At 72.1% G+C, this 25,218-nt stretch carries 22 protein-coding genes and 1 tRNA gene; 9 read left to right on the forward strand and 14 right to left on the reverse strand.

The annotated features are described in order from the left end of the window. From GTY58_RS34340 to GTY58_RS34365, 6 genes are all read right to left on the reverse strand, one after another. A complete protein-coding gene (locus GTY58_RS34340; protein ID WP_010988016.1) occupies positions 1–1,023 on the reverse strand; it encodes a phosphotransferase family protein in 1,023 nt (340 codons plus the stop codon). Between the two features lie 181 nt (positions 1,024–1,204). After that, on the reverse strand, positions 1,205–2,116 hold the full coding sequence (locus tag GTY58_RS34345; protein WP_010988017.1) for an MBL fold metallo-hydrolase: 912 nt from the start codon (positions 2,114–2,116) through the stop codon (positions 1,205–1,207). Between the two features lie 184 nt (positions 2,117–2,300). Continuing rightward, entirely contained in the window at positions 2,301–2,624 is a 324-nt protein-coding gene (locus GTY58_RS34350; RefSeq protein ID WP_010988018.1) for a DUF202 domain-containing protein, read from the reverse strand. Beyond that, positions 2,621–3,013 carry a DUF202 domain-containing protein gene (locus tag GTY58_RS34355; RefSeq protein ID WP_010988019.1) on the reverse strand — a complete coding sequence of 131 codons (393 nt, stop codon included), beginning with the start codon at positions 3,011–3,013 and terminating at the stop codon, positions 2,621–2,623. Before GTY58_RS34355 ends, GTY58_RS34350 begins: the two co-directional genes overlap by 4 nt. A 98-nt stretch (positions 3,014–3,111) precedes the next feature. After that, on the reverse strand, positions 3,112–3,702 hold the full coding sequence (locus tag GTY58_RS34360; RefSeq protein WP_078234564.1) for an NUDIX domain-containing protein: 591 nt from the start codon (positions 3,700–3,702) through the stop codon (positions 3,112–3,114). A 48-nt stretch (positions 3,703–3,750) separates the two neighbouring features. Then, a complete protein-coding gene (locus GTY58_RS34365; protein WP_037646648.1) occupies positions 3,751–4,644 on the reverse strand; it encodes a DMT family transporter in 894 nt (297 codons plus the stop codon). 211 nt (positions 4,645–4,855) lie between these two features. Here GTY58_RS34365 and GTY58_RS34370 point away from each other — a divergent pair, with 211 nt between their 5' ends. The 5 genes from GTY58_RS34370 (at position 4,856) to GTY58_RS34390 (ending at position 11,158) form a co-directional block, all read left to right on the forward strand. Further along, positions 4,856–6,511: an FAD-binding dehydrogenase gene (locus tag GTY58_RS34370; RefSeq protein WP_010988022.1), complete on the forward strand. Its 1,656-nt coding sequence runs from the start codon at positions 4,856–4,858 to the stop codon at positions 6,509–6,511. Positions 6,512–6,980: 469 nt separating this feature from the next. After that, on the forward strand, positions 6,981–7,931 hold the full coding sequence (locus tag GTY58_RS34375) for a hypothetical protein (protein ID WP_010988023.1): 951 nt from the start codon (positions 6,981–6,983) through the stop codon (positions 7,929–7,931). 114 nt (positions 7,932–8,045) lie between these two features. Continuing rightward, complete coding sequence (locus GTY58_RS34380; protein WP_010988024.1) at positions 8,046–9,608, forward strand: APC family permease; 1,563 nt, start codon at positions 8,046–8,048, stop codon at positions 9,606–9,608. Positions 9,609–9,744: 136 nt separating this feature from the next. Then, on the forward strand, positions 9,745–10,518 hold the full coding sequence (locus GTY58_RS34385) for a molybdopterin-dependent oxidoreductase (RefSeq protein WP_037646419.1): 774 nt from the start codon (positions 9,745–9,747) through the stop codon (positions 10,516–10,518). After that, positions 10,502–11,158, forward strand: a complete 657-nt coding sequence (locus tag GTY58_RS34390; protein ID WP_010988026.1) for a cytochrome b/b6 domain-containing protein — start codon at positions 10,502–10,504, stop codon at positions 11,156–11,158. The genes GTY58_RS34385 and GTY58_RS34390 overlap by 17 nt, the downstream gene beginning before the upstream one ends. Before the next feature lie 272 nt (positions 11,159–11,430). Here GTY58_RS34390 and GTY58_RS34395 read toward each other — a convergent pair whose 3' ends face one another. The 4 genes from GTY58_RS34395 to GTY58_RS34410 form a co-directional block, all read right to left on the reverse strand. Continuing rightward, positions 11,431–12,456 (reverse strand): L-idonate 5-dehydrogenase, encoded by a 1,026-nt coding sequence (locus tag GTY58_RS34395; protein ID WP_010988027.1) that lies wholly within the window; start codon positions 12,454–12,456, stop codon positions 11,431–11,433. Between the two features lie 12 nt (positions 12,457–12,468). Beyond that, positions 12,469–13,227, reverse strand: a complete 759-nt coding sequence (locus tag GTY58_RS34400; RefSeq protein ID WP_010988028.1) for an SDR family oxidoreductase — start codon at positions 13,225–13,227, stop codon at positions 12,469–12,471. A 10-nt stretch (positions 13,228–13,237) separates the two neighbouring features. Then, complete coding sequence (locus tag GTY58_RS34405) at positions 13,238–14,635, reverse strand: gluconate:H+ symporter (RefSeq protein WP_010988029.1); 1,398 nt, start codon at positions 14,633–14,635, stop codon at positions 13,238–13,240. A gap of 101 nt (positions 14,636–14,736) precedes the next feature. After that, positions 14,737–15,273: a gluconokinase gene (locus GTY58_RS34410; RefSeq protein ID WP_010988030.1), complete on the reverse strand. Its 537-nt coding sequence runs from the start codon at positions 15,271–15,273 to the stop codon at positions 14,737–14,739. Between the two features lie 131 nt (positions 15,274–15,404). Here GTY58_RS34410 and GTY58_RS34415 point away from each other — a divergent pair, with 131 nt between their 5' ends. Beyond that, complete coding sequence (locus GTY58_RS34415) at positions 15,405–16,106, forward strand: FCD domain-containing protein (RefSeq protein WP_010988031.1); 702 nt, start codon at positions 15,405–15,407, stop codon at positions 16,104–16,106. An 11-nt stretch (positions 16,107–16,117) separates the two neighbouring features. On the opposite strand, the gene GTY58_RS34420 is transcribed toward GTY58_RS34415, so the two are convergent. From GTY58_RS34420 to GTY58_RS34435, 4 genes are all read right to left on the reverse strand, one after another. Further along, positions 16,118–16,540, reverse strand: coding sequence for a YchJ family metal-binding protein (locus tag GTY58_RS34420; RefSeq protein WP_010988032.1), 423 nt, complete (start codon positions 16,538–16,540; stop codon positions 16,118–16,120). Then, on the reverse strand, positions 16,537–17,916 hold the full coding sequence (locus GTY58_RS34425; RefSeq protein ID WP_037646421.1) for a M1 family metallopeptidase: 1,380 nt from the start codon (positions 17,914–17,916) through the stop codon (positions 16,537–16,539). The genes GTY58_RS34420 and GTY58_RS34425 overlap by 4 nt, the downstream gene beginning before the upstream one ends. Before the next feature lie 77 nt (positions 17,917–17,993). Then, positions 17,994–21,869: a Pls/PosA family non-ribosomal peptide synthetase gene (locus tag GTY58_RS34430; RefSeq protein ID WP_010988034.1), complete on the reverse strand. Its 3,876-nt coding sequence runs from the start codon at positions 21,867–21,869 to the stop codon at positions 17,994–17,996. A 261-nt stretch (positions 21,870–22,130) separates the two neighbouring features. Next, positions 22,131–22,218: transfer RNA gene (locus GTY58_RS34435), tRNA-Leu, on the reverse strand. 187 nt (positions 22,219–22,405) lie between these two features. On the opposite strand from GTY58_RS34435, the gene GTY58_RS34440 reads away from it, so the two are divergent. From GTY58_RS34440 to GTY58_RS41420, 3 genes are all read left to right on the forward strand, one after another. Further along, complete coding sequence (locus tag GTY58_RS34440; RefSeq protein WP_010988035.1) at positions 22,406–23,731, forward strand: M20/M25/M40 family metallo-hydrolase; 1,326 nt, start codon at positions 22,406–22,408, stop codon at positions 23,729–23,731. Positions 23,732–23,897: 166 nt separating this feature from the next. Beyond that, positions 23,898–24,131: a chaplin ChpH gene (gene chpH, locus GTY58_RS34445; RefSeq protein WP_010988036.1), complete on the forward strand. Its 234-nt coding sequence runs from the start codon at positions 23,898–23,900 to the stop codon at positions 24,129–24,131. Between the two features lie 95 nt (positions 24,132–24,226). Next, on the forward strand, positions 24,227–25,138 hold the full coding sequence (locus GTY58_RS41420; protein ID WP_010988037.1) for a chaplin: 912 nt from the start codon (positions 24,227–24,229) through the stop codon (positions 25,136–25,138). Positions 25,139–25,218: the final 80 nt, after the last annotated feature.

The following is a 25,218-nucleotide window of genomic DNA, read 5'->3' on the forward strand; positions in this document are numbered from 1 at the left end:
TCAGCCTTCCTGAAGAGTGGTCAGGCCGTGCTCGATGAAGACGGGGACCAGTTCACCGATGCGGTCGAAGCCGCCGCCGACCGTCTGGCCGAGCGTGTAGCGGTAGTGGATGCCCTCGAGGATCACGGCGAGTTTGAACCAGGCGAACGCCGTGTACCAGGAGACGGCGGACACGTCGCGCCCCGAGCGCGCGGCGTACCGCTCGATCAGCTCGGCCGGGTCCGGGTGTCCGGCGGCCGCGGCGGTGGTGCTGATGGGCGAGTCCGGCAGCGCCAGCGGCACGCTGTACATCGCCACCAGGCCCAGGTCGGTCAGCGGGTCGCCGAGCGTGGACATCTCCCAGTCGAGGATGGCGGTGATCCGGTCGTCCGCGCCGAGCAGCACGTTGTCGAGCCGGTAGTCACCGTGTACGACCGTGGGCGCGGGGGAGTGGGGCAGCTCGCGGCCGAGTGCGGCGTGCAGCTCGTCGATGCCGGCCAGTTCCCGGTTGCGGGAGGCGTCCAGTTGCTTGCCCCAGCGGCGCAGCTGCCGGTCCAGGAAGCCCTCGGGGCGCCCGAAGTCCACGAGGCCCACCTCGGCGGGGTCCACCGCGTGCAGCTCGACCAGCGTGTCGACCAGGCCGAGCAGCGCGCCCCGGGTCCGCTCCGGGCCGAGCGGGGCGAGCTGTTCGGCGGTGCGGTACGGGGTGCCCTCCACGAAGTCCATCACGTAGAAGGGCGAGCCCAGCACCGAGTCGTCCTCGCACAGCAGCACCGGGCGCGGCACCGGCACGGCCGTCGGGTGCAGCGCGCTGATCACCCGGTGCTCGCGCTTCATGTCGTGCGCGGTGGCGAGCACATGGCCCAGCGGCGGCCGCCGTACGACCCACTTCCCGGTGCCGTCCGTGACCACGTACGTGAGATTCGACCGTCCGCCCTCGATCAGCCGGCCGGTCAGCGGGCCGGTCACCAGGCCGGGCCGCTCGGCGTCGAGCAGGCCGCGCAGCCGGTCGAGATCGAGTCCTGGCGGGTGGTCTGGGCTCATCATTGCTCCTCCGTGCGCGGTAACGGGACCTGACACATGATGCCGACCGGTCGGTATGTCGTCCAGTGCCCGGAGCAAACGTGATCGGCGCCACGGCCGCACGGCGCCGCCGCACGCCGGTCCCGCCGTGTCATCGCTGCCCCGGTCGCCGGTCGCCGGTCGCCGGTCGCCGGTCGCCGCTTCACGCGTGGCAGGCGACCATCCGTCCGCCGTTCATGGCCGCGATGTCGCGGACGGCGGCGGGCACGTCCAGCGGTGCGCCTTCCGGCGCCCCGTCCAGCTCGGCGTACGCGCGATGCAGATTGGCCACGAACCGCTCGCTCTCCGGCAGCGCTGCGAACTCCCCGAGGTCCGTCTCCCGGGCCGCCTCCAGGGGAGTGCGGCCCGCCGCGTGGCTCTTGTGCGCGATGTCGGCGACGAAGCGCAGATAGCGCTCCGTACGGTCGAACGCCGACGGGTCGGTGACCGGGCCGTGTCCCGGTACGACCGTCTCGGCGCCCAGCTGGCGCAGCACGTCCAGGGCCCGCAGCGAGCCACTGAGCGAGCCCATCAGAATGAACGGCGTACCGCCCTCGAAGACCAGGTCGCCGGTGAACAGCACCCGCCGGTGCGGCAACCACACCACCGAGTCGCTCACGGTGTGCGCCACCCCGGGGTGGATCACCTCGGCGTCCACCGCGCCGACATGGACCGTCGTGTGGCCGGTGTACGTCAGGTCGGCGGCCTGGATCCGGATGTCCCCGAAGTCGTTCTCCGGCCAGAGCAGATGCAGCTGCCGCCCGTTGGCCAGTGTCTCCCGGCGGCATTCGGCGTGCGAGACGATCGTCGCGGTGGGCGCGAAGTGGCTGTTGCCGTAGGTGTGGTCGCCGTGATGGTGCGTGTTGACGACGAAGCGCGGAGCGGGGACGCCCGCGGCGGCGATCGCCGCGCTCAGGGCCCGGGTCCGCCGCTCGGTGGCCGCCGTGTCCACGAGCAGGGTGGTCGTGCCGTCGCTCACGAACCCGGCGTTGTTCAGGCACCAGCCGCCGTCCGGCTGCACATAGGCGTGCACGTCGGCGGCGAGCTCGACCGTGTAAGGCTCCGCTGCGGTCATCAGACCCCCTGGATGTCGTCGACTGATGTGTCAGAGCCTGTCAGTCGGCGGCGTCGGATGGGAATCCGGCGGGCCGTCCGGAGATCGTCCGGGGAGCGCAGGCTGTGCTCGGATCACCGTACTCTTCGCATTCGGGGTTGTTCCGGCGCGCGCGGTGCTTGTGCGGGGCGGGCGGCCGGCGCGCCTAGAGCACCAGCGCCGCCGCGCACAGGGCCAGGGCGACCGTGCAGAAGGCCGCCGCGGCCGCGTGCCGTGGGGCGAGCGCGGGCGGGCGGTGCGCTCCGGCCGTCGACAGGTCGCGGATGCGGTGGTGGGCGACGGCGAGGAAGCCGACCCAGAGCGCGCAGCACAGCGCGCAGACGATCAGTCCCGCCGCCGTGCCACTGTGCAGCGTCGTCTTCACGGCGAGTACGGCGGCCACGGTGCCCGACAGGGTCGTACGCCGCCACGCGAGCCGAGTGCGCTCGGGTTGCAGCCCCGGGTCGCGCTCCTGGGCGGGCGCGGTCATCCTTCCCAGCCGACGAGTACGACGAGGACCATCGCGATCGCGACGACGGCCACGGCGATGCTCAGCAGCGCGGGGAAGCGGGACACCGGAAGGTCCTCGCCCCGCCGCATCGCCTGCTCGCACCGCACCCAGTGGTTGACGGCGCGCAGCGAGCACAGCACACCGGCGGCGAGCAGCGCGAGGGCCAGTCCGACGCGCCAGCCCCACCTCAGATCCGGCAGGAACTGGTCGACGGCGAATCCTCCGCCGATCAGTGCCAGTGCGGTGCGCAGCCACGCCAGGAAGGTGCGCTCGTTGGCCAGCGAGAACCGGTAGTCGGGCGTGCCGCCGACCTTTCGTACCTCCTGGGGCGCGAACCACAGCCGGACGTTCCGTGCGAATTCGATCACGCGCTGGACCCTACGGTATGACCGCGCCGCCACGTCCGGCACGGCGGTCGTCCGTCCGGGCCCGCCCCCACCTGGCCGGACGCGCTCGCCCGACGACGTCAGCCCGTGGCGCGATGCGCCTTGAGCCGCTCGTACGCCGCGAGCCCGTCCGGGACCCACTCCCAGTCGGCCAGCCGGCGCTCCACCTCGTCCTGGGGCAGGAAGTCGTGCCAGGCGACCTCCTCCACCTGGGGGCTGACCGGGAGGTCGCAGCGGACCTCGTAGACCGACGACCACCAGGTCTGGCCGGCGCCGTTGTCGTACAGGAACTTGAAGAGGGGGGCCGGGCGGGGCAGACCGCAGACGCCGAGTTCCTCCTCGGCCTCGCGCAGGGCCGCGTCGTCGTACGTCTCGCCCGCGCCGACGACTCCGCCGACGAACATGTCGTACAAGGAGGGGAAGACCAGCTTGGTGGGCGTCCGGCGGTGGACGAAGATCCGCCCCTCGCCGTCCCGGGCCAGGATGAACACGCACCGGTGGCGCAGCCCCCGCGCGTACGCCTCCCCGCGCGCCGACTGCCCGACGACCCTGTCGTTCTCGTCCACGATGTCGAGGAGTTCATCGGCGGGGTCGACGGGGCCACCCGTCGGTCCGCTCGTCGCTCCGCTCACGGCTGCTTCGGTCACGGCTTCGCTCACGGGTTCGCTCATGGGCCCATCCAAGCAGGGCCGGGCCCGGGTCCTCGGGGGCCCGGCTCCTCAATGCGGCTGGAGATCCCGCTGCCGCTCCGCCTCCGCGGAGCCCCGCGGCATCGCCGGGTGCAGTCCGAGGAGGACGATGCCCAGCACGACCGCCGCGAGCCCCGCCGCCTCCCAGGCGAGCGCCCCGGTGTCCGTGCGCAGCTGGTCGCCGAGGAAGCCCACCCCGCAGACGATTCCGGCCAGCGGCTGGGCCGCGGTGAGGGCCGGCAGGGACATCCGCAGCGGCGCCGTCTCGAACGCGCTCTGCACCAGCACCAGCCCGGTCACACCGAGGGCCAGCACCGCGTACGGCTGCCAGCCGGTGACCAGCTCCGGCCAGCCGCCCTCGCTGAACCGCTGCCCGCTGACCCGGGTGAGCGCGTCCTGCACGCCGTACAGCAGGCCCGCCGCGAGCGACAGGAGCACGGGGGCGGCGCTCAGCCGCGACTGCTTCGCGTAGGTCGTCAGCAGCAGCGCGAACCCGACCATCACGCCGATGATCACCCAGTGCCGTAGGGGATTCGTGACCGCGTCGCCGCCGGTCGGCTGGCCGGCGACGATGAACGCCGTGACGCCGCCCGCGAGCAGCGCGAGCCCCGCCCAGCCCTGGCGTCCCAGCGGCTGCTTGGTCTGCCGGCGGGAGAGGCCCAGCGCGAAGAGCAGGTTCGTGGCGAGCAGCGGCTCGACCAGCGACAGCTCGCCATGGGCCAGGGCGACCGCACCGAGCACCATGCCGACCACCATGAACCCGATGCCGCCGAGCCAGCGCCGCACATGCATCAGGTCCAGGAGCAGTCTGGGCGAGAGGAAGTCGCTCAGCGGAGCATGCTGGGCCGCGTTCTGCTGGAGCACGAACCCGATGCCCAGGCAGAAGGCCGCGCTCACGGCGAGAACCAGAACCAGTACCGACACGCTGCGTACCTCGAAACTCAGCGGGGCCACGGGATGCGCCGACTGTAGCGCTCCCCGCTGTGAGTTGCCGTGAGAGTACCCACAACCCGGCAGTTGACTCGCTCACTCTTGTACCGAAGGATCTGACCGATCAGTAACAACGTACCGACTGGTGGTCATGCCGGACCGGCTCGCGGTCGTGGCTGCTCGGTCATGTCGAGAGGACGGGCGAATGGCCCACGACGCAGACGTCATCGTGATCGGCGCCGGCCTGGCAGGGCTCGCGGCGACCGCGGAGCTGGTGGACGCGGGCCGCAAGGTGATCCTTCTCGACCAGGAGCCGGAGCAGTCGATGGGCGGCCAGGCCTTCTGGTCGTTCGGCGGGCTCTTCTTCGTCGACTCGCCCGAGCAGCGCCGTCTGCGGATCAAGGACAGCCACGCGCTCGCCCTCCAGGACTGGATGGGAACGGCCGGTTTCGACCGTCCCGAGGACCACTGGCCGCGCAAGTGGGCCGAGGCGTACGTCGACTTCGCGGCCGGTGAGAAGCGGGCCTGGCTGCACCGGCAGGGGGTGCGCTTCTTCCCGGTGGTCGGCTGGGCGGAGCGCGGCGGCTACGACGCCAACGGACACGGCAACTCGGTGCCGCGCTTCCACATCACCTGGGGGACCGGACCCGGGCTGATCGAGCCGTTCGTGCGGCGGGTGCGGGCGGGGGTCGCGCGGGGACTGGTCGAGCTGAGGTTCCGCCACCGGGTCACCGGTCTGTCGCGCAGCGCGGGCGCCGTGGACACCGTCACGGGTGAGGTGCTGGAGGCGTCGGACATCCAGCGGGGCCGGGCCAGCAGCCGCGAGGTCACCGGAGCCTTCGAGCTCACGGCCCAGGCGGTGATCGTCACCTCGGGCGGCATCGGCGGCAACCACGACCTCGTCCGCGCGAACTGGCCGGAGCGGCTGGGCAGGGCCCCGGAGAAGATGATCTCGGGTGTGCCCGCGCACGTCGACGGCAGGATGCTCGCCATCGCGGAGGGGGCGGGTGCGCGTCTGATCAACCGCGACCGCATGTGGCACTACACCGAGGGCATCCAGAACTGGAACCCGATCTGGCACAACCACGGCATCCGCGTCCTGCCCGGCCCGTCCTCCCTGTGGTTCGACGCCCGCGGCAACCGGCTGCCCGTGCCGCTCTTCCCCGGCTTCGACACGCTCGGCACGCTCGAACACATCATGAAGACCGGGTACGACTACACGTGGTTCGTGCTCGACCAGAAGATCATCGGCAAGGAGTTCGCCCTCTCGGGGTCCGAGCAGAACCCCGATCTGACGGGCAAGTCGATCAAGGACGTGATCGGGCGGGCGCGGGCCGAGGTGCCGGGGCCGGTGAAGGCGTTCATGGACCACGGTGTGGACTTCGTCGTGGAGAAGGACCTGGGCGCGCTGGTGCGCGGCATGAACGCGCTGACCAAGGAACCGCTCATCGACGAGGCCGCGCTGCGCCGTGAGATCGTCGCGCGCGACCGGGAGATAGCGAACCCCTTCACCAAGGACCTCCAGGTGACGGCGATGCGCGGGGCCCGCAGGTTCCTCGGCGACAAGCTGATCCGCACGGCCGCCCCGCACCGCATCCTCGACCCCAAGGCGGGTCCGCTGATCGCCGTGCGCCTCAACATCCTCACCCGCAAGACGCTCGGCGGCCTGGAGACGGACCTCTCGTCGCGGGTGCTGACCGAGGGCGGCGCCCCGCTGGAGGGCGTGTACGCGGCCGGCGAGGCCGCCGGGTTCGGCGGCGGCGGCGTCCACGGCTACCGGTCTCTGGAGGGCACGTTCCTGGGCGGCTGGCTGTTCTCGGGCCGCACGGTGGGCCGGGCGGCGGCACAGGCCGTGGGCTGAGACGCGGGCCAGGGTGCGGGCGGTGGACTGAGGCGGGCCGGACCTGGGTCGTGGGCCGGGTCCGAGGGGCTTCGGCAGCACCTCCCGCGCCCGCCTGCCCGCGACCGCCGCGCCCGCCTGCCCGCGACCGACGGCACGCGGAACTCAGGCGGTGGCCGGTGTCCGGTGTCCGGTGGCGTGCGCCCCGCGCTCGCGGCGTGTGGCGGCCCGGTGTCCGAAAGGAGCGCCGGACGCCGCCAGACGCACGGTGTACTGACGGTGGCCGTATGCCAAGCGCTCTCGGCGCACGGCGACCGTCTACCGCCCGACTGCCGTCCGCAGCACAGTGCCCCGCACCCGTCAAGTCGCCTGCACCAAAGGCACGTTGACACGTGTAGGCCCCTGGGTGCCCTTGACTGGAAGCGTTGGCTGAGGGTTTGCTGTCCGTGATCAGTTACTGACAAACCGCGCCCTGTGAGGAACCCCCGCGGTGCCCCCACCCCCACCCCCACTCGGCCGTGGTCGCAAGCGTGCGGCCCATGCCTTCGACGCGGCGCTCGACGACGCCGAACTCGTCGCCTCCCGCGCCTCGTTGACCCAGGGGCGATGGGCCCCCGTGCGCGCGCTGCTCGCCGCGACCCGCGACGACTGGGACCGTCGGGGACACCGCGTCACCGTCCTGGCGCAGGAGTCCGCCGCCCTTCCCTGGGCGCGCGAATGGCAGCTCGCCGAACCCGAGTCCCCCTGCGCCGCCGTACTGCTCGCCTGCGCCACCGTCCACCGCGCCCTGAACGGCAAGGAGCGCCCGCAGACGGCACGCGAGGCCTGCCACGCCGCGGCCGCCCTCGCCCCCGACGACCCCACACCGTGGCTCGGCCTGCTGATACTGGAGCGCTCACTCGGCACCGACGAGGACGTGGTCCGCCTCTTCGACGAGGTCCGCCACCGCTGCCCCGACCACCACCACGCCCACCAGCTCATCGTCGCCCGGCTCGCCGAACGCCGCGCGGACGCCGGACGGGACCCGCTGCACGAGGTCTACGACTTCGCCAACTGGGCCGCCGAACAGGCCCCCGCCGACTCGCCGCTCGCGATCCTCCCGGTCGTCGCGCACGCCGAGCGCTACCGCGTCCTCGCCGCCGCCGGTGCCGAGCCCGCCGACCCGGTCGCCTCCGGGCACTGGGTGGGGCGGCGGGCCCGCCAGGTGATGAAGGCCGCCTTCGACTGGTGGCTGGAGTGGGAGCGCGACGACCATCCGCGCCGCTTCGTCGACCTCAACTTCCTGGCCCACGCCAAGTTCTGCGAGGGCCGTGGCGCCGAGGCCGCCGCCCTGTTCCACCGCATCGGAGAACACGCCACCCCGGCGCCGTGGTCGTACCCGGACCGCGACCCGTACCAAGCCTTCAGCGCCGCACGCGCCAGCGCGCTCGGCGCCCCCTGAACGGCCGCCGGCCGTCGGCCCCCGACCGCCGGCCCCCGAGACATCACCTCGCACCCCAGCCGAGACATCAGCCGAGACATCGGCCGAGACACCAGTGGAGAGGACAACCCCGCCATGACGACGGGCAGTTCGAGCACGAGTGAGAGCAGACCAGCGAACAGGTCCGCCGTCGCGGACGACATCAGCACCTTCAAGGGACAGGAACGCGCTCTGCGCGCCGACCGGCTCGGCACGGCGGGCCTGTTGCTGTCCGTGCTCGCCGCGACCGCCCCTCTCATGGTGGTCGCGGGTGTCATGCCCACTACATTCGGGGTCATGGGCATCGTCGGCCAGCCCCTGCTCTTCGTCGTCCTCGGCGCGGTGCTGGCCCTCTTCTCCCTGGGGTACGCGGAGATGAGCCGCCACGTCCACAACGCGGGCGCCTTCTACGCCTACATCTCGCGCGGCCTCGGCGGCACGGCGGGCGCGGGTGCCGCGGCGGTCGCACTCGTCGCCTACAGCGCGCTCCAGTTCGCCATCTACGGCATCTTCGGCTTCGAGGTCTCGGGTCTGTGCGCCACCTACCTCGAACTCCAGGTCGCCTGGTGGATCCCGGCGCTGGCGGCCGTCCTCGCCGTCGGCGCGCTCGGCCTGCTGAAGATCGACGTCAACGCGCGCGTGCTCGGCGTGCTGCTGCTCATCGAGGTCGTCCTCGTCGTCGTGTTCGACATCGCGGCGGTCGCCGACCCCGCCAAGGAAGGCCTGTCGCTGCACGCCTTCAACCCGGACACCCTCACCGGTGCGGGCGTCGGCACCGCGCTCTGCTTCTGCGTCGCCGCCTTCCTCGGCTTCGAACAGGCCCCCGTCTACGCCGAGGAGACCAGCCGCCCGGACGTCCTCGTGCCGCGCGTGATGTTCCTCGCGATCGGCTTCGTCGCCGTCTTCTTCGCGGTCAGCTGCTGGGCGTTCACGGTCGCCGCCGGTCCCTCCACCATCGTGGCCGCCGCCCAGAAACAGAGCGCGGGCCTGCTCTTCCAGCTGACGGAGTCCCGGCTCGGCGGCACCTTCACCGACGTACTGCACGTGCTCTTCGTGACCGGCATGTTCGCGGCGATGCTCAGCTTCCACAACGTGGTCGCGCGGTACGCCTTCGCGATGGGCCGCGAGGGACTCCTGCCCGCCGCCTTCGGCCGTACGACGGGCGCGAGCGGCGCCCCCGGTACGGGCTCGCTCCTTCAGACGGCCGTGTCGGCGGTGATCGTCATCGCCTTCGCGATGGCCGACGACAAGCCGGCCGGCGACCCGACCGCGCCCGTGCTGCACCTGTTCACCTGGTTCGGCAGCGTCGGGGCGCTCGGCGTCACCCTGCTGATGGTGGCGGCCTCCCTGTCCGTGATCGTCTTCTTCGCCCGCCGCGGCGCCGCCCGCGCACAGGCCTGGCGGCTGGCCACGTCCGCGGTGTCGGGGGCCGCGCTGCTCGTGATCGTGGGCTACACGGTCAAGGACTTCGGCGTACTGGTCGGAACGGGACCGGACTCCGCGCTCGGCTGGGTGCTCCCGGCGATCATCGGGGTGGCCCTGGTCCTCGGCCTGGCGCAGGGACTGGTCCTGCGCTCCCGTAAGCCCCAGGCGCATGCCCGTATCGGGCTGGACAACGAGGCGTTCCAGCTGGACAAGGCGGCGGAGTCGGCGACCTGAACCGCGCCCCCGCGCCGCGATCCCGCTTCCCGCGCACCCGGCGATCCCTGAAATCCCGGTGAGAAGTGGTTACGGAATTCTGACGAGCACCCGTCTGCCCTGGCCTCAAGGGGGTGGCGGGTGCTCGAATCATGGTGTGAACCCTGAACATCCCGAAGAGCGGGAAGCACCGGAGCCCGAGAAGCGGGAGGCACCGGAGCCCGAGGGGCGGGGCACCCCGATCGGGCGCCGGGTCCTCCTCGGCACCCTCGGCCTCGGCGCGCTCGGTGTCGTCGCCGCGCCCGTGCTCCAGCGAGGAATGGAGTCCGTCCTCGCCGGAGCGGCCGAGAAGGACCCGACGGGCCTGACCGGTCTGCTGCCCAACGGCGGGGGCTTTCGCTACTACTCGGTGACGTCGTCGGTCCCGCACAAGGGGGAGGCGAACTACCGCCTCACGATCGACGGCCTGGTCGACCACCCGACGTCGTTCACCCTGGCCGATCTGCGGGCCCTGCCGCAGACCCGGCTCGTGCGCGACGTCCAGTGCGTCACCGGCTGGCGGGTGCCGGGGACGCCGTTCGAGGGCGTACGTCTGTCCCGGCTGCTGGACGCGGCGGGCGTCCGCTCCTCCGCCAGGGCGGTCCGCTTCACCTGCTTCGACGGGGCGTACACCGAGAGCCTGACGCTCGCGCAGGCCCGCCGCGCGGACGTCCTGGTCGCCCTGCGCATGCAGGACAAGCCCCTGGGCCACAACCACGGCGGCCCCGTCCGCCTGTACGTCGCCCCCATGTACTTCTACAAGTCCGCCAAGTGGCTCTCCGGCATCACCGTCACCGAGGACGTCCGTCCCGGGTACTGGGAGGACCGGGGATACGACGTGGACGCCTGGGTGGGCAAGTCGAACGGGCGGGACGATGACCCTACGAGCTGACGCCCCCGCCCCCGCCGTGTCCTCACGGGTACGGCGCTTCACGCGCGCGGAGCGCTGGGTGCACCGGGTGACGGCCGCGCTGATGGGCGTGTGCGTGGTGACGGCCGCCTGCCTGTACATCCCCGTTTTCGCGGAACTGGTGGGGCGCCGGGACCTGGTCGTACGGGTCCACGAGTGGGCGGGGCTGCTGCTGCCGGCCCCGGTGCTCGCGGGGCTGGCGTCGCGCGCGTTCCGGTCGGACCTGGGTCACCTCAACCGCTGGGGCCCGCACGACCGGGTCTGGCTGCGGGCGGTCCTGCGCCGCGACGCCCGGCCCTCGTCCCGTCCGGCGGCGAAGTTCAATGCGGGCCAGAAGACGTATGCGGCGTGGATCGCGGGAGCGTCCCTGGTGATGGTGGGCACGGGGCTGCTGATGTGGTTCACCCACCTCACGCCGCTGATGTGGCGCACGTCGGCGACGTTCGTCCACGACTGGCTGGCCCTGACGATCGGCGTCGTCCTCGCGGGCCACATCGGCATGGCCCTGGCCGACCCGGAGGCCCGCCGCGGCCTGCGCACGGGCTCGGTGAGCCGGGAGTGGGCCAGCCAGGAACACCCCCTGTGGCGCGAAGGCCCTCCGGGCGGGGACCGGCGGGGGTGACGCTGCGGCGTCCTGTTCGTGGCCGCACCGCCGAAGAACGCGCGGAACGTCCCGCCGCGAGGGGTCCCGCCGCGACAGGTATCGCCGCGACAGGTACTGCCACGGCGGGTACTGCCGCGAGGGGTATCGCCGCGACAGGTATCGCCACGGCGGGTACCGCCCACGGCGGGTATCGCCGCGACAGGTACTCCACGGCGGGTACCGCCACGCTGGCCGTACCCGGCGGCGCCGAACCCGCCGCGCGCCGGCGGCGGGGACCCGGTCCCGGCCCCTCAGACCCCGAAGTCCAGCAGCACCTTGCACGCCTCACCGCGGTCCGCGGCCAGCGCGAACGCCGACTCCGCCTCCTCGAGCGGAACCACCGCGCTGATCAGGGAGTCGAACGCCGGCTCACGCGCCAGCAGGGTCAGCGCCTCGTCGAACTCGTCGGCGAAGCGGAACGCTCCCCGCAGTTCGATCTCCCGGCTGACCACCAGGTTCCCGGCGAACGGCGTCTGTCCGGGCGGCAGCATGCCCAGCTGGACGACCACCCCACCACGCCGCACCAGGCGCAGGCAGGTGTCAAGACCCGCGGCAACCCCGGACGCCTCGACGGCCACGTCGACCGAGTCCGGCCACCCGGCGTCGGCCGGATCGTCGGCGCGTACGACGTCGTCCGCGCCCACCCCGGCGGCGTACGACAGCGCCCGCGGCAGCAGATCCGTCACCGTCACCCGCCCCGCTCCGGCGGCCTTCGCCGCGGCCACCACCAGGCACCCGATCGGCCCGGCCCCCGTCACGAGCACCGGCCGGCCGGCCACCGGCCCCGCCCGCCGTACCGCGTGCAACGCCACCGACAGCGGCTCCGCGAGCGCGGCCCGCCGCAGATCCAGCCCCTCCGGCAGCGCCCTCACCTGCGCGGCGGGTACCACGACCCGCGCGGCGAACCCGCCCTGGACGTGCGGCATACGGGCCGCGCTGCCCAGATAGCGGGTGTCCCGGCACACGTTCGCCCGGCCGTCCGCGCACTCCGGACACACCCCGCACGGCGTCGCCGGGTGCACGGCCACGGCCGTACCCGGCGCGGGACCGGCGGCCCCGGGCCCGTACGAGAGGACCGTCCCCACCACCTCGTGCCCGAGCACCATCGGCTCCCGCAGCCGGAAGTCCCCGACTCCGCCGTGCCGCCAGTAGTGCAGGTCGGAGCCGCATACGCCGCCGTAACGGACGGCGACCAGCGCCTGCCCCGGTCCGGCGGCCGGCTCGGGCAGTTCGTCGACCCGCAGGTCGCCCCGACCGTGGATCACACAACCGAGCATCGTCCGGCCTCTCTAGAGCACACTCGTCATGCCGCCGTCGACGTACAGCACCTGCCCGCTGACGAAGTCCGCCGCGGGAGAGGCGAGGAAGAGCACCCCGCCGACCAGGTCCTCCGTACGTCCCCAGCGCCCGGCCGGGGTGCGGTGCCGCACCCACGCGCTGAACTCCTCGTCCTCGACGAGCGGGCGGGTCAACTCGGTCTCTATGTAGCCGGGGCCGAGCCCGTTGACCTGCACCCCGTACGGGCCCCAGTCCGCGCACATGCCCTTGGTGAGCATCTTCAGCGCGCCCTTGGTCGCCGCGTACGGGGCGATGCCGGGGCGGACGACCTCGCTCTGGAGGGAACAGATGTTGACGATCTTGCCGTGGCCGCGTTCCGTCATACGGCGGGCCGCCTCGCGGCCCACCAGGAACGCGCTCGTCAGATTGGTGTTCAGGATCCGGTGCCAGTCGGAGTCCGTGAACTCCAGGAGCGGGGCGCGCAGTTGTATGCCCGCGTTGTTGACCAGGATGTCGAGCGGACCCACCCGCTCCTCGACCTCCGCGATGCCGGCGGCCACCGACGGACCGTCGGTCACGTCGAACGCGGCCGTACGGACGTCGCCCGGCAGTTCGGCGGCCGCCGCGGTGAGCCGGTCGCCGTCCCGTCCGTTCAGGACGACCGTGCAGCCCGCCTCCAGGAGGCCGCGGGCGAGCGCGCGCCCGATGCCGCGGCTGGAGCCGGTGACCAGGGCCGTACGGCCGGCGATGTCGAAGAGCGGATGGCTCATTCCCGTACTCCTAGATCACGAGGGACAGCAGCAGGACCAGTCCGCCGGCGACCACCGAGATGATGGTCTCCATGATCGACCAGGTCTTGACCGTCTGGCCGACGCTCAGACCGAAGTACTCCTTGACCAGCCAGAACCCGGCATCGTTCACATGGCTGAAGAAGAGCGAGCCCGCCCCGATCGCCAGCACGAGGAGCGAGGTGTGCGCGGTCGACATGTCGGCCGCGAGGGGCGCGACGAGACCGGCCGCGGAGATGGTCGCGACCGTCGCCGAACCGGTCGCGAGCCGGATCGCCACCGCGATCAGCCAGGCCAGCAGCAGCGCCGGGATCGACCAGTCCTTGGAGATCTCCAGGATCATCTGGCCCACACCGGAGTCGATCAGCGTCTGCTTGAAGCCACCGCCCGCGCCGACGATCAGCAGGATGCCCGCGATCGGGGCGAGGGACTTCTCGACGGTCGTCGAGAGGCGCTCCTTGGTGAAGCCGGCCGCGCGGCCCAGCGTGAACATACCGACGATCACGGCCGCGAGCAGCGCGATCAGCGGTGCGCCGATGACGTCGAAGACGCGCTGCACCTGGTGCGTGGGGTCGTCGACGATGATGTCGACCAGGGCCTTTGCCAGCATCAGCACGACCGGCAGCAGCATGGTGGCGAGGGTGGCGCCGAAGCCGGGGCGCTTGTCCAGGTCCTCGGAAGCGCGGGTGGGGATCATGCGGTCGGGAGCCGGAACGTCCACCCAGCGGGCTGCGTATTTCGAGAACACCGGGCCCGCGATGATCACCGTCGGGATGGCGACGAGGACACCGAGCGCCAGCGTGAGGCCGAGGTTCGCCTTGACCGCGTCGATCGCGACCAGCGGGCCGGGGTGCGGCGGGATCAGCCCGTGCATCACGGACAGGCCCGCGAGCGCCGGGATGCCGATCCGCATCAGCGAGTAGTTGCCGCGCTTGGCGACCATCAGCACGACCGGGATGAGCAGCACGATGCCCACCTCGAAGAACAGCGGCAGGCCGATCACGGAGGCGATCAGCACCATCGCCCACGGCATGGCCCGCCCGCCCGCCTTCGCGAGGATCGTGTCGACGATCTGGTCGGCGCCGCCGGAGTCGGCGAGCAGCTTGCCGAGGATGGCGCCCAGCGCGATCAGGACGCCCACACCGGCGACGGTCGAGCCGAGCCCGGCCGTGAAGCTGACGATGGTCTTGTCGAGCGGCGCCCCGGCGAACGCGCCGAGCGCGAGCGAACCGATGGTCAGGGCGAGGAACGCGTGAAGCTTGAACTTGGTGATGAGCAGCACGATGACGGCGATGCCCGCCAGTACCGCGATGCCGAGTTGAGCGTGGCCCGCCGAGGTGATCGGTTCGACGGTGTCCGCTGCCAGCTTCTCGACGCTGAGTCTGGTCACGGGTGGGTCCCTTGTGTGTGAAGAGTGGGGAGAAGAGGGGGATGAGAGGAACTGCGGAGAGTAAGTACTGAGCGGAAGTACCGAGCGGAAGCGCCGGGGGCTTACTTCGCCGGCTGAGAGGCCGGTTCGAGGGCCCGCAGCGCCGTCACGGCCCGCTCGCTGATCTCCTCGGGACCGCCGGTGACATCCACGGCGACCCCGGCCTCGTCCGCCGCCAGCGGCTGAAGCGTGGCGAACTGCGAGTCCAGCAGCGCCGTCGGCATGAAGTGCCCCTGCCGGTGCGACATCCGGTCCTCGATCAGCTCGCGGTCGCCGGTGAGATGCACGAAGACGACGCCGGGCGCCGCGGCCCGCAGCCGGTCGCGGTACGACCGCTTCAGCGCGGAGCTGCTGACCACTCCGCCGAGCCCCGCCCGGCTGTGCGCCCAGGCGCCGATCGCGTCCAGCCAGGGCAGGCGGTCCACGTCGTCCAGCGGCACTCCGGCCGACATCTTGGCGATGTTGGCCGGGGGGTGGAAGTCGTCACCCTCGGCGTAGGGAACGCCGAGCCGGGCGGCGAGCAGCGGACCGATCGTGGTCTTGCCCGTCCCCGCGACGCCCATCACCACGACTACGTGGGGGGTGTGCACCTGTTCCATCACTGCTCTCGCTGTCTTCGTCGACATCTGATGTCGACCACACTGAAACCGATTAGGTACGACGAATTCAAGAGTCTGTGACAAATAAGTCTGACTTTTTGTGCCAGTGATCCACCTCGTACTCTGAGTGCATGACCACACCGGGCCGGGGGCTGCACGGCCATGTACTGGAGACCCTCGGGCCCGCCATCGCCGCGGGCACCTACCCACCGGGAAGCGTGCTGCGCACGGACGAGCTCGCCCAGCGCTTCGAGGTCTCACGCTCCGTGATGCGCGAGGCGGTCCGCGTACTGGAGTCGATGCACCTGGTGGAGTCCCGCCGCCGCGTCGGCGTGACGGTCCGTCCCAAGGCCGAGTGGAACGTGTACGACCCCCAGGTCATCCGCTGGCGACTGGCCGGCGCCGACCGCCCGCACCAGCTGCGCTCGCTGACCGTGCTGCGTTCGGCGGTCGAACCGGCCGCCGCGGGCCTGGCCGCACGGCACGCCACCGCCGATCAGTGCGCGGACCTCACCGAGTGCGCGCTGGGCATGGTCGCCACGTCCCGCGGCCATCAGCTGGAGGCCTATCTGGTCCACGACGTGGCCTTCCACCGGGTGATCCTCAACGCGTCGGGCAACGAGATGTTCGCCCGCCTGGGTGACGTCGTCGCGGAGGTCCTGGCGGGCCGCACCCACCACGAGGTCATGTTCGAGGACCCCGACCCGGCCGCCGTCACGCTCCACGTCCAGGTGGCGGAGGCGGTACGCGAGGGCGACGCCCTCCGCGCCGAGCAGCTCACCCGTGAGATCACGGTCGGCGCCCTCCAGGAACTGGACATCCTGGCGCCGTAGCCACCCGGCGGTTACTCGAAGAACTCCCCGTCGACGTACACCCACGCCCCGCCGATCCGCTCGAACCGGCTCCGCTCCTGGAGCGCACCGCCCCGGTAGGACGCCCGGAACGTGACCGTCCCGGCCGAGTGGAACGCGGACCCCTCCGTCGTCCCCAGGATCTCCAGGCCGGTCCACCGCATCCGCGGGTCGAAGTCGACCTCGGCGGGCCGCGTCCGCGGATGCCAGGTCCGCAGCAGATACGCCTCGTCCCGCCGCACGAAGGCGCAGTACCGCGACCGCATCAGCAACGCGGCGGTGGGTGCGTCGGCGGCACCGGAGTGGAACCGCCCGCAGCACGCCTCGTACACCTCGGGAAGCCCGCACGGACACGAAGCCGGCTGCGGGCGCGACGTGGGGCGCGAAGTGGAACGCGTACGACGGGACTTGCTCATGCGGACCCCGTAATGTGCGGCGGATACGGCGGACGCGCCGGTACCGGCGCGGCGAGGACGGGCAGCGACGGCAGGGCGGTCTCCTCCAGCCACGCGGTGAACAGCTCGTCCAGCGGCTGGGCGGAGAAGCGCGCGGCATGCGTGGTGAACGCGGCGGTGGTCACCACCCCGCCCCGGTGCACACCCGCCCACCCGCGCAGCATCCGGAAGAACGCCTCGTCGCCCAGCGCACAGCGCACCGCGTGCAGCACGAGACCGCCGCGCTCGTAGAGCCGGTCGTCGAACATCAGCTTGCGGCCCGGATCGGCCAGCCGCAGATCCTGCGGCAGCGAGGACAGCTTCCGGTGCGCGAGCGTGGCGAGTTGCTGTGCCGTACGGCCGCCGGAGCGCTCCGACCACAGCCACTCGGCATACTTCGCGAACCCCTCGTTGAGCCAGATGTGCCGCCAGTCGGCGATGGTCACGCTGTTGCCGAACCACTGGTGCGCCAGCTCGTGCGCGACAAGCCGCTCCGAACCCCGCTTCCCGTCCACGTGGTTGGCGCCGAACAACGACAACCCCTGTGCCTCGACGGGGACATCCAGCTCCTCCTCCGTCACGACCACCGCGTACTCGCCGAACGGATACGGCCCGAAGAGCTCCTCGAACAGCTCCGTCATCGCGGGCTGGCGCGCGAAGTCCCGGGAGAACTCGGTCAGCAGATGAGCCGGGATGTGCCCCGTCTGCGGGACACCGCCCAGCCCCGGATCGCCGAGCAGCACCGTCTGGTACTTGCCGATCGACAGCCCGACCAGATAGCTGGACGTCGGCGCCGGCTGCTCGTACACCCAGGTGGTCGTGGACGCCTTCGTCGTACGAGTGAGCAGGCGCCCGCCCGCCACCACCGAGTACGCCGACGGCGTCGTGACCGAGAGCTGGTACGCGGCCTTGTCGGCGGGGCGGTCGTTGCACGGGTACCAGGACGGCGCGCCCACCGGCTGGCTCGCCACCAGCGCACCGTCCTCCAGCTCCTCCCAGCCGAGACCGCCCCAGGCGCTGTTGACCGGCTGGGGATTGCCCGACCAGTGCACCTCCACGGTGAACGCCGCGCCGGCCCGGACCGGCTTCGGCGGACGGATGCGCAGCCGGCCGCCGCGGTGCGTGTAGTGCGGCGCCTTGCCGTCGACCCGGACCCGGCCGATCCGGAAGTCGGCCAGGTTCAGCTGGAACTCGGCGAGCGGAGCCCGGCCCGCTATGGCGTTGAGCCGCGCGGTGCCGGCGAGCCGGTTCGGGCCGGGACGGTAGTCCAGCGTGAGCTCGTAGCGGTGCACCCGGTAGCGGGCATCACCGTTCGTGGGGAAGTACGGATCGGCTTCCGCCTTCTGCCGAGGGCTCACTGCTGCGTCTGCTCCCTGCGCTGGGCTCGTACGTCGTGCCGGTGCACCGTCCTTCGGCCCGGAGCGAGTCACCTCGGTCACGCCCGGGGACGCCACGCCTCGATCGGGTTGCCCAGCCAGCGGGTGTCGTCGGGGACGGATTCCGCCGCCATGACGAGCGACGCGGGTCCCAGCGTGCTGCGCGCCCCGACTGTGCTGCCGGGAAGGACGATTCCGCCCGGGCCCAGAGTGGCGCCCTCACGGAGGACAACAGTATCCGTCCGCAAGATCCGGTCGTGGAAGAGGTGGGTCTGCAGGACACAGCCCCGGTTGACCGTGGTCGCGTCCTCCAGGGTCACCAGGTCCGTCTCGGGCAGCCAGTAACTCTCGATCCACGCGCCCTTGCCGATACGGGCGCCGAGGCCGCGCAGCCACGCCGTCATCAGCGGCGTCCCGGGCACGGATCCCGCCAGCCACGGCACCGCGACGACCTCGACGAAGGTGTCAGCCAGCTCATTGCGCCACACGAAACCGCTCCACAGCGGGTGCTCGCCCGCCCGGTGCCGGCCCACCAGCAGCCACTTCGCCACGACGGACGTCAGGCAGGCGAGCACGCCGGCGCCCAGGAACACGAGTCCGGCCAGCAGCGGCGCCCAGCCGCCCAGCGCGCTCAGCGCGGCGACGGTCAGCACCACCAGCGCCGCCGAGCAGAACACCGGCACGATCCGGCACAGCTCCACGAGCGCCCGTCCCCACAGCAGCCGCGCGGGCGGGTCGTAGGTACGGCTCTGATCGCCGTCCCGCGTCGAACGCGGCAGCTTCACCGGCGGCAGCCCCAGGTACGAGCTGCCCTTCTTCGCCTTCTTCGGGGTCGCCGACAGCACCCCGACCAGCCCACCGTCCGGCACGCTGCGCCCCGGCGCGGTCATCCCGGAGTTCCCGAGGAACGCCCGGCGCCCGATCTGCGCGCGCCCGATCCGCATCCAGCCGCCGCCCAGCTCGTACGGAGCGGTCAGGGTGTCGTCGGCGAGGAACGCGCCCTCGCCGACCGTGGTGAGACTCGGCAGCGCGAGCACGGTGGACACCTCGGCGCCCCGCCCGATCCGCATGCCGAGCAACCGCAGCCACACCGGCGTGATCAGCCCGGCGTACAGCGGGAACAGCGTCTCGCGCGAGCGGTCCATCAGCTGCGTGACCGTCCACGCCTGCCAGCCGGTCCGGCTGTGCGTGGGGTGCGTGCCCTCGCGCAGCCCCAGGCTGAGCAGACGTACGGCGAGCAGAAGCAGCAGGGCGTACGCGCACCCGAAGGCGAGCGTCGCCGGCACCAGGGCGATCGCGGCACCCCGCAGGGCGGCGCCGAGCCCGGCGTCCGGCGCCACGAACACCCCGGCCACCAGCAGGGCGGCCAGCCCCGCGAGCACCGGCAGCGCACTCAGCGCGAACCCGGCCGCGCCGTACATCGCCCGCCAGTACGTGCCACGCCGCGGCCGCTCCTCGGGCCACGCGCGCTTCGCCTTGCCGAGCTTGCCCGCCGGCGCCCCCGCCCAGCGCTGACCGGTGGGAATCTGCCCGGCGACGGCGGAACCGGGCGCCACCTCGGCCCGCTTGCCGACCCGCGCACCCGGAAAGAGGATGCTGCGCGTACCGACCACGGCATGCGCACCGACCCTGACCGGGCCGATCTCGAGGCGGTCGCCGTCCAGCCAGTGGCCCGACAGATCCACCTCGGACTCGACGGCCGCGCCCCGGCCCAGCTTGAGCATCCCGGTCACCGGCGGCAACGAGTGCAGATCCACGTCCGCGCCGACCTTGGCGCCCAGGGCCCGCGCGTACCGCTCCAGCCAGGACCCGGTCAGCGAGGTCGCCCCGCTGAACTCGGCCAGCCGCTCCGCCGTCCACAGCCGCAGATGCACACTGCCGCCGCGCGGGTACCGGCCCGGCCTGAGCCCCCGCAGCAGCAGCCGGGCCCCGCCCGCCGCGATGGCGAGCCGCCCGGGTGGACTGAAGAACAGCACCGCTCCGGCGGTCACCACCCACCAGGAGGCGGACGGCGCCCACGGATACGGGCCGAACCGGTGCAGTACGTTCCCCAGCGCGGCCAGTGCCACCGTCCAGCGCAGCCCGAGCAGCGTGAACAGCGGGATCAGCAGGAGAAGCTGAAGGGCCTTGGCACGCGGCGGGACCGGGGCGATCACGCGGGCCGCTCCGTCGTCCCGCGTGGACCTCTCCAGCCGGCGGGCCAGCTTGCGCAGCACCGGCTGCTGGTAGACGTCGAGGACGGCCGCGCCCGGGTAGCGGGTGCGCAGCCTGGTGGTGAGCTGGGCTGCGGCCAGGCTGCCGCCGCCGATCGCGAAGAAGTCGTCACCGGCGCCGCCGACCGGGATGCCGAGCACTTCGGTCCACTGCTCGGCGAGCCAGGCCTCGGTGCCGTAGAGCTCGGCGGTGGGGGCCTCCACCCCTTCCAGCGGCCAGGGCAGCGCAGTGCGGTCGACCTTGCCGGACGTGCGCGTCGGCAGGTCGGCGACGGGCGCGAGCAGCGGTACGAGGGCGGCCGGCAGCTCGGCGCGCAGCTTCTCGACGGCCGCTGCCTGGTCCCAGCCGTCCTGGGTGACGACATAGCCGACGAGAAGCTGGTTGCCGCTGCGGGCGGTGCGCACGGCGGCGGCCGCGCCCGCGACCCCCGGCAGCGCCTGGAGCGCGGCGTCCACCTCGCCCAGCTCGATCCGACGGCCGCCGAGCTTGATCTGCTCATCGGCCCGCCCGAGGAAGACCAGCCCCTCGGGCTCGGCCCTGACGAGGTCACCGCTGCGGTACGCGCGCGCCCAGCCGAGCGACGCCAGCGGCGCGTACTTCTCCGCGTCCTTCTCGGCGTCGAGATAGCGCGCGAGGCCCACGCCGCCGATCACCAGCTGCCCGCTGCCGCCCATCGGCACCGGCTCCCCGGCCTCGTCGACGACGGCCAGCTCCCAGCCGCCCAGGGGCAGCCCGATCCGGATGGGCTCGTTCCCGGTCAGGAGAGAGGCACAGGCCACGACGGTCGCCTCGGTCGGGCCATAGGTGTTCCAGACCTCGCGCCCCTCGGTGACCAGCCGCTCCGCCAGCTCGGGCGGGCAGGCCTCACCGCCGAAGATCAGCAGCCGTACGTCGCTCAGGGCCTCGGGCTCCCAGAGGGCGGCCAGTGTGGGCACGGTGGAGACGACGGTGATCTCCTGCTCGACTAGCCAGGGCCCGAGGTCGGCGCCACCGCGGACCTGCGAGCGCGGCACGGGCACCAGACAGGCCCCGTACCGCCAGGCCAGCCACATCTCCTCGCAGGAGGCGTCGAAGGCGACGGACAGCCCGGCCATGACCCGGTCACCGGGGCCGATCGGCTCCTCGGTGAGGAAGAGGTCGGCCTCGGCGTCCACGAAGGCGGCGGCGCTGCGGTGACTGACGGCGACCCCCTTGGGCCTGCCGGTGGAGCCGGAGGTGAAGATGATCCAGGCGTCGTGCCCGGTACCGGGCCGCGCGGCGGGGACCCCGGCCGTCCCGTCGACGGTCAGGTGGTGCCCGGCCCCGACGACCGCCCGCACCTCTGCCTCCCCGAAGACCAGTTCGGCGCGCTCGTCGGGGTCCTCGGCGTCCACCGGTACGTAGGCGGCGCCGGCGGCCAGAACGGCCAGGACCGCGATGTACAGATCGTTGGTCCCGGACGGGACACGGACGCCGACCCGGTCGCCGAGGCCGACTCCGGCGGCCGCGAGCCGCCGCCGCAGGGCCTCGATCTCGACGGCGAGCGCACGGTAGGTGAGGCAGCGCCGGCCGTCGTCGAGGGCGGGCTCGTCGGGGTACGCCCGGACGGAGGCGTCGAGAATGTCCACAAGGGTCCGAGGCGAGGCGGGGGAGCCGGCGGAGAAGCGTGCCCGGTCACCGAACTCCGCCCGCACCTCGTCGTCGGACAGCGCGAGTGCGGGGCCTTGCTGGAGGGCAGCCATCGAGTCCTCACGTGTCGTTCCCGGAGCGATCGGGAGCGCTGGTGGGCCCGCAGGGATGCCTGGGGATGTTCCGGTCCAGCGCCGAACAAGCTGGAAACTGTAGTCCGACGCTAGCCGCCGACCAGCACGTCAGCCATGCGAGGAGGCCCTCGACGGACTGCGGAGGCTCTGATTCCGGAGTCCTGCCATGGTCACGGGCGCGTACTCCGCAAAAAACGGTGCCGACTCGATCAGAGTCAGCACCGTTCTGGGATCCTGCTGTGGTGTCCGAGGGGGGACTTGAACCCCCACGCCCGATAAAGGGCACTAGCACCTCAAGCTAGCGCGTCTGCCATTCCGCCACCCGGACAAGGTGTCTGTCGCGCGGGGTTTCCCTCGCGGCGACAGAGGAAACATTACCAGGCTTTCGAGAGCCCCTGATCACCCCCCGTCCCCGCGTGAACGGCGTGTGACGGGCCGGGTCCCGCCTTGGGCGGCGCGGGCCGGCGGAGGGAGGATGAGGGGGACCACCAGCAGCGACAGTGGGAGGAAGCAGCGTGAGCGAGTCGAACACGGCCAGGGGCATCTCTGGCGAGGACGAGGTCGTGGACCTCTGTCGCGAGCTGATCCGGATCGACACCAGCAACTACGGGGACCACTCGGGGCCGGGCGAGCGGAAGGCCGCCGAGTACGTCGCCGAGAAGCTCGCCGAGGTCGGGCTCGAACCGCAGATCTTCGAGTCCCACCAGGGACGCGCCTCCACGGTCGCCCGCATCGAGGGCGAGGACCCGTCCCGGCCCGCGCTGCTCATCCACGGCCACACCGACGTCGTACCGGCCAATGCGGCGGACTGGACCCACCACCCCTTCTCCGGCGAGATCGCGGACGGCTGTGTCTGGGGCCGCGGTGCCGTCGACATGAAGGACATGGACGCGATGACCCTGGCGGTCGTACGCGACCGGCTGCGCACCGGGCGCAGGCCCCCGCGCGACATCGTGCTCGCCTTCCTCGCCGACGAGGAGGCGGGCGGGACGTACGGCGCCAAGTACCTCGTCCAGAAGCACCCCGACCTCTTCGAGGGCGTGACCGAGGCGATCGGTGAGGTCGGCGGGTTCTCCTTCACCGTCAACGAGAAGCTGCGGCTCTACCTCGTCGAGACGGCCCAGAAGGGCATGCACTGGATGCGCCTCACCGTCGACGGCACGGCAGGCCACGGCTCGATGACCAACGACGACAACGCGATCACCGAGCTGTGCGAGGCCGTCGGGCGGCTCGGCCGGCACACCTGGCCGGTGCGGGTCACCAAGACCGTGCGGTCCTTCCTCGACGAGCTCTCCGACGCGCTCGGCACCGAGCTCGACCCGGAGAACATGGACGAGACCCTCGCCAAGCTCGGCGGCATCGCCAAGATGGTGGGCGCCACGCTGCGCAACTCCGCGGCGCCCACCATGCTGGGCGCCGGCTACAAGGTCAACGTCATCCCCGGCCAGGCCACCGCGCACGTCGACGGGCGGTTCCTGCCCGGTCACGAGGAGGAGTTCCTCGCCGACCTCGACCGGATTCTCGGCCCCCGCGTGAAGCGCGAGGACGTGCACGGGGACAAGGCGCTGGAGACCGACTTCGACGGCAGGCTCGTCGACGCGATGCAGAGCGCCCTGAGCGCCGAGGACCCGATCGCCAAGGCCGTGCCCTACATGCTCTCCGGCGGCACCGACGCCAAGTCTTTCGACGACCTCGGCATCCGCTGCTTCGGCTTCGCCCCCCTGAAACTGCCGCCGGAGCTGGATTTCGCGGGCATGTTCCACGGGATCGACGAGCGTGTGCCGGTCGACGGGCTCAAGTTCGGCGTTCGCGTACTCGACCGGTTCATCGACGCGTCCTGACCATTGAGCGAGGCGCCCTCTGAAACGATTACTCAATAATCGGCCGCCCGTGCGGAGTTGACTGAGAAGAGTGAATGCGACCATAAGCTCGTAGCTCCATTACTCCCTCCTCGTTACAGGTAGTGCGATCAGCTACTTGGGATCGCATTGCCAACAAGGAGGAATAATGATCAAGAAGGTCGTCGCCGCTGCGGCTGCCACTGGTGGCCTGGTTCTCGCGGGTGCGGGCCTGGCCGTCGCCGACTCGGGTGCCCAGGGTGCCGCGGTGCACTCCCCGGGTGTCGTTTCCGGCAACGTCATCCAGGTGCCGGTTCACGTCCCGGTGAACGTCTGCGGCAACACGGTCTCCGTGATCGGGCTGCTGAACCCCGCCTTCGGCAACACCTGCATCAACAAGTGACGTTGTGAGCCCGTCGGCCCCGGAGCGCGCGCCATGCGCTCCGGGGCCGACCGGTCTTTTCGGTTCGAGACAAGGTCGAAGGCAGGGATTCAGCAATGCGACAGGTCACCCGCAAGGGCCTGATGACCGTGGCGGCGGCGACCGGCGTGCTCGCCGCCACCGGCGGCTACGCACACGCCGACTCGGGTGCGTACGGCTCCGCGTCACATTCGCCCGGCGTGCTGTCGGGCAACTCGGTCCAGGTGCCGGTGCACGTGCCGGTGAACGTCTGCGGTAACACCGTGAACGTGGTCGGGCTGTTCAATCCGGCGGTGGGCAACCAATGCGCCAATGGGGGCGGCGGCGGTCACCACGATGGCGGCGGTCACCACGGAGGCGGCGGTCACCACGGTGGCGGCTACGGCGACAGTCCGTCCGGTGGTGGCGGTCATCACGGTGGCGGCGGTCACCAGGGCGGCGGCTACGGCGACGGCCCGTCCGGCGGCGGTGGCGGCGGTGGTGGGTCGCAGGCCGGCGGGCACACCGGCGACTCGCCGGGCGTGGGCTCCGGCAACCACGTCCAGGTCCCGGTGGACGTGCCGGTGAACGTCTGCGGGAACAACGTCACCGTGGGCGGGCTCGGCAACGCGGCAGGCGGCGACGCCTGCGCCGACACCCCGGGCGGCGGCCACGCGACGACCCCGCCCGGCGGCGGTGGCGGGACGACACCTCCGGGCGGCGGCGGCGGTGGCACGACGCCTCCGGGCGGTGGCGGTGGCGGGACCACGCCTCCGGGCGGTGGCGGTGGGACGACGCCTCCGGGCACACCCGGACACCCCGGGCAGCCGGGCGGCGACAGCTCGGCGCACCCCAACCACCCCGGTGGACAGTCCGTCACCCAGCCCGAGGGCACCGCGCAGCTTGCCCACACCGGCAGCGACATGCCGCTCGGCCTGCTGGTACCGGCGGGCGCGGGCGCACTGCTCGGCGGCGCGCTGCTCTACCGCAGGGCGCGATCGGCAGCGTAAAAAAACAGCAAAGGCCACCGTATGGGGCCGTGGACTTCCCCGGTGATGTGGAGAACGGAGCGGGCCCCGTGAGTGCGGGG

Origin of the sequence: Streptomyces sp. SID5469, from assembly GCF_009862865.1 — a bacterium.
Classification (GTDB): domain Bacteria; phylum Actinomycetota; class Actinomycetes; order Streptomycetales; family Streptomycetaceae; genus Streptomyces; species Streptomyces avermitilis.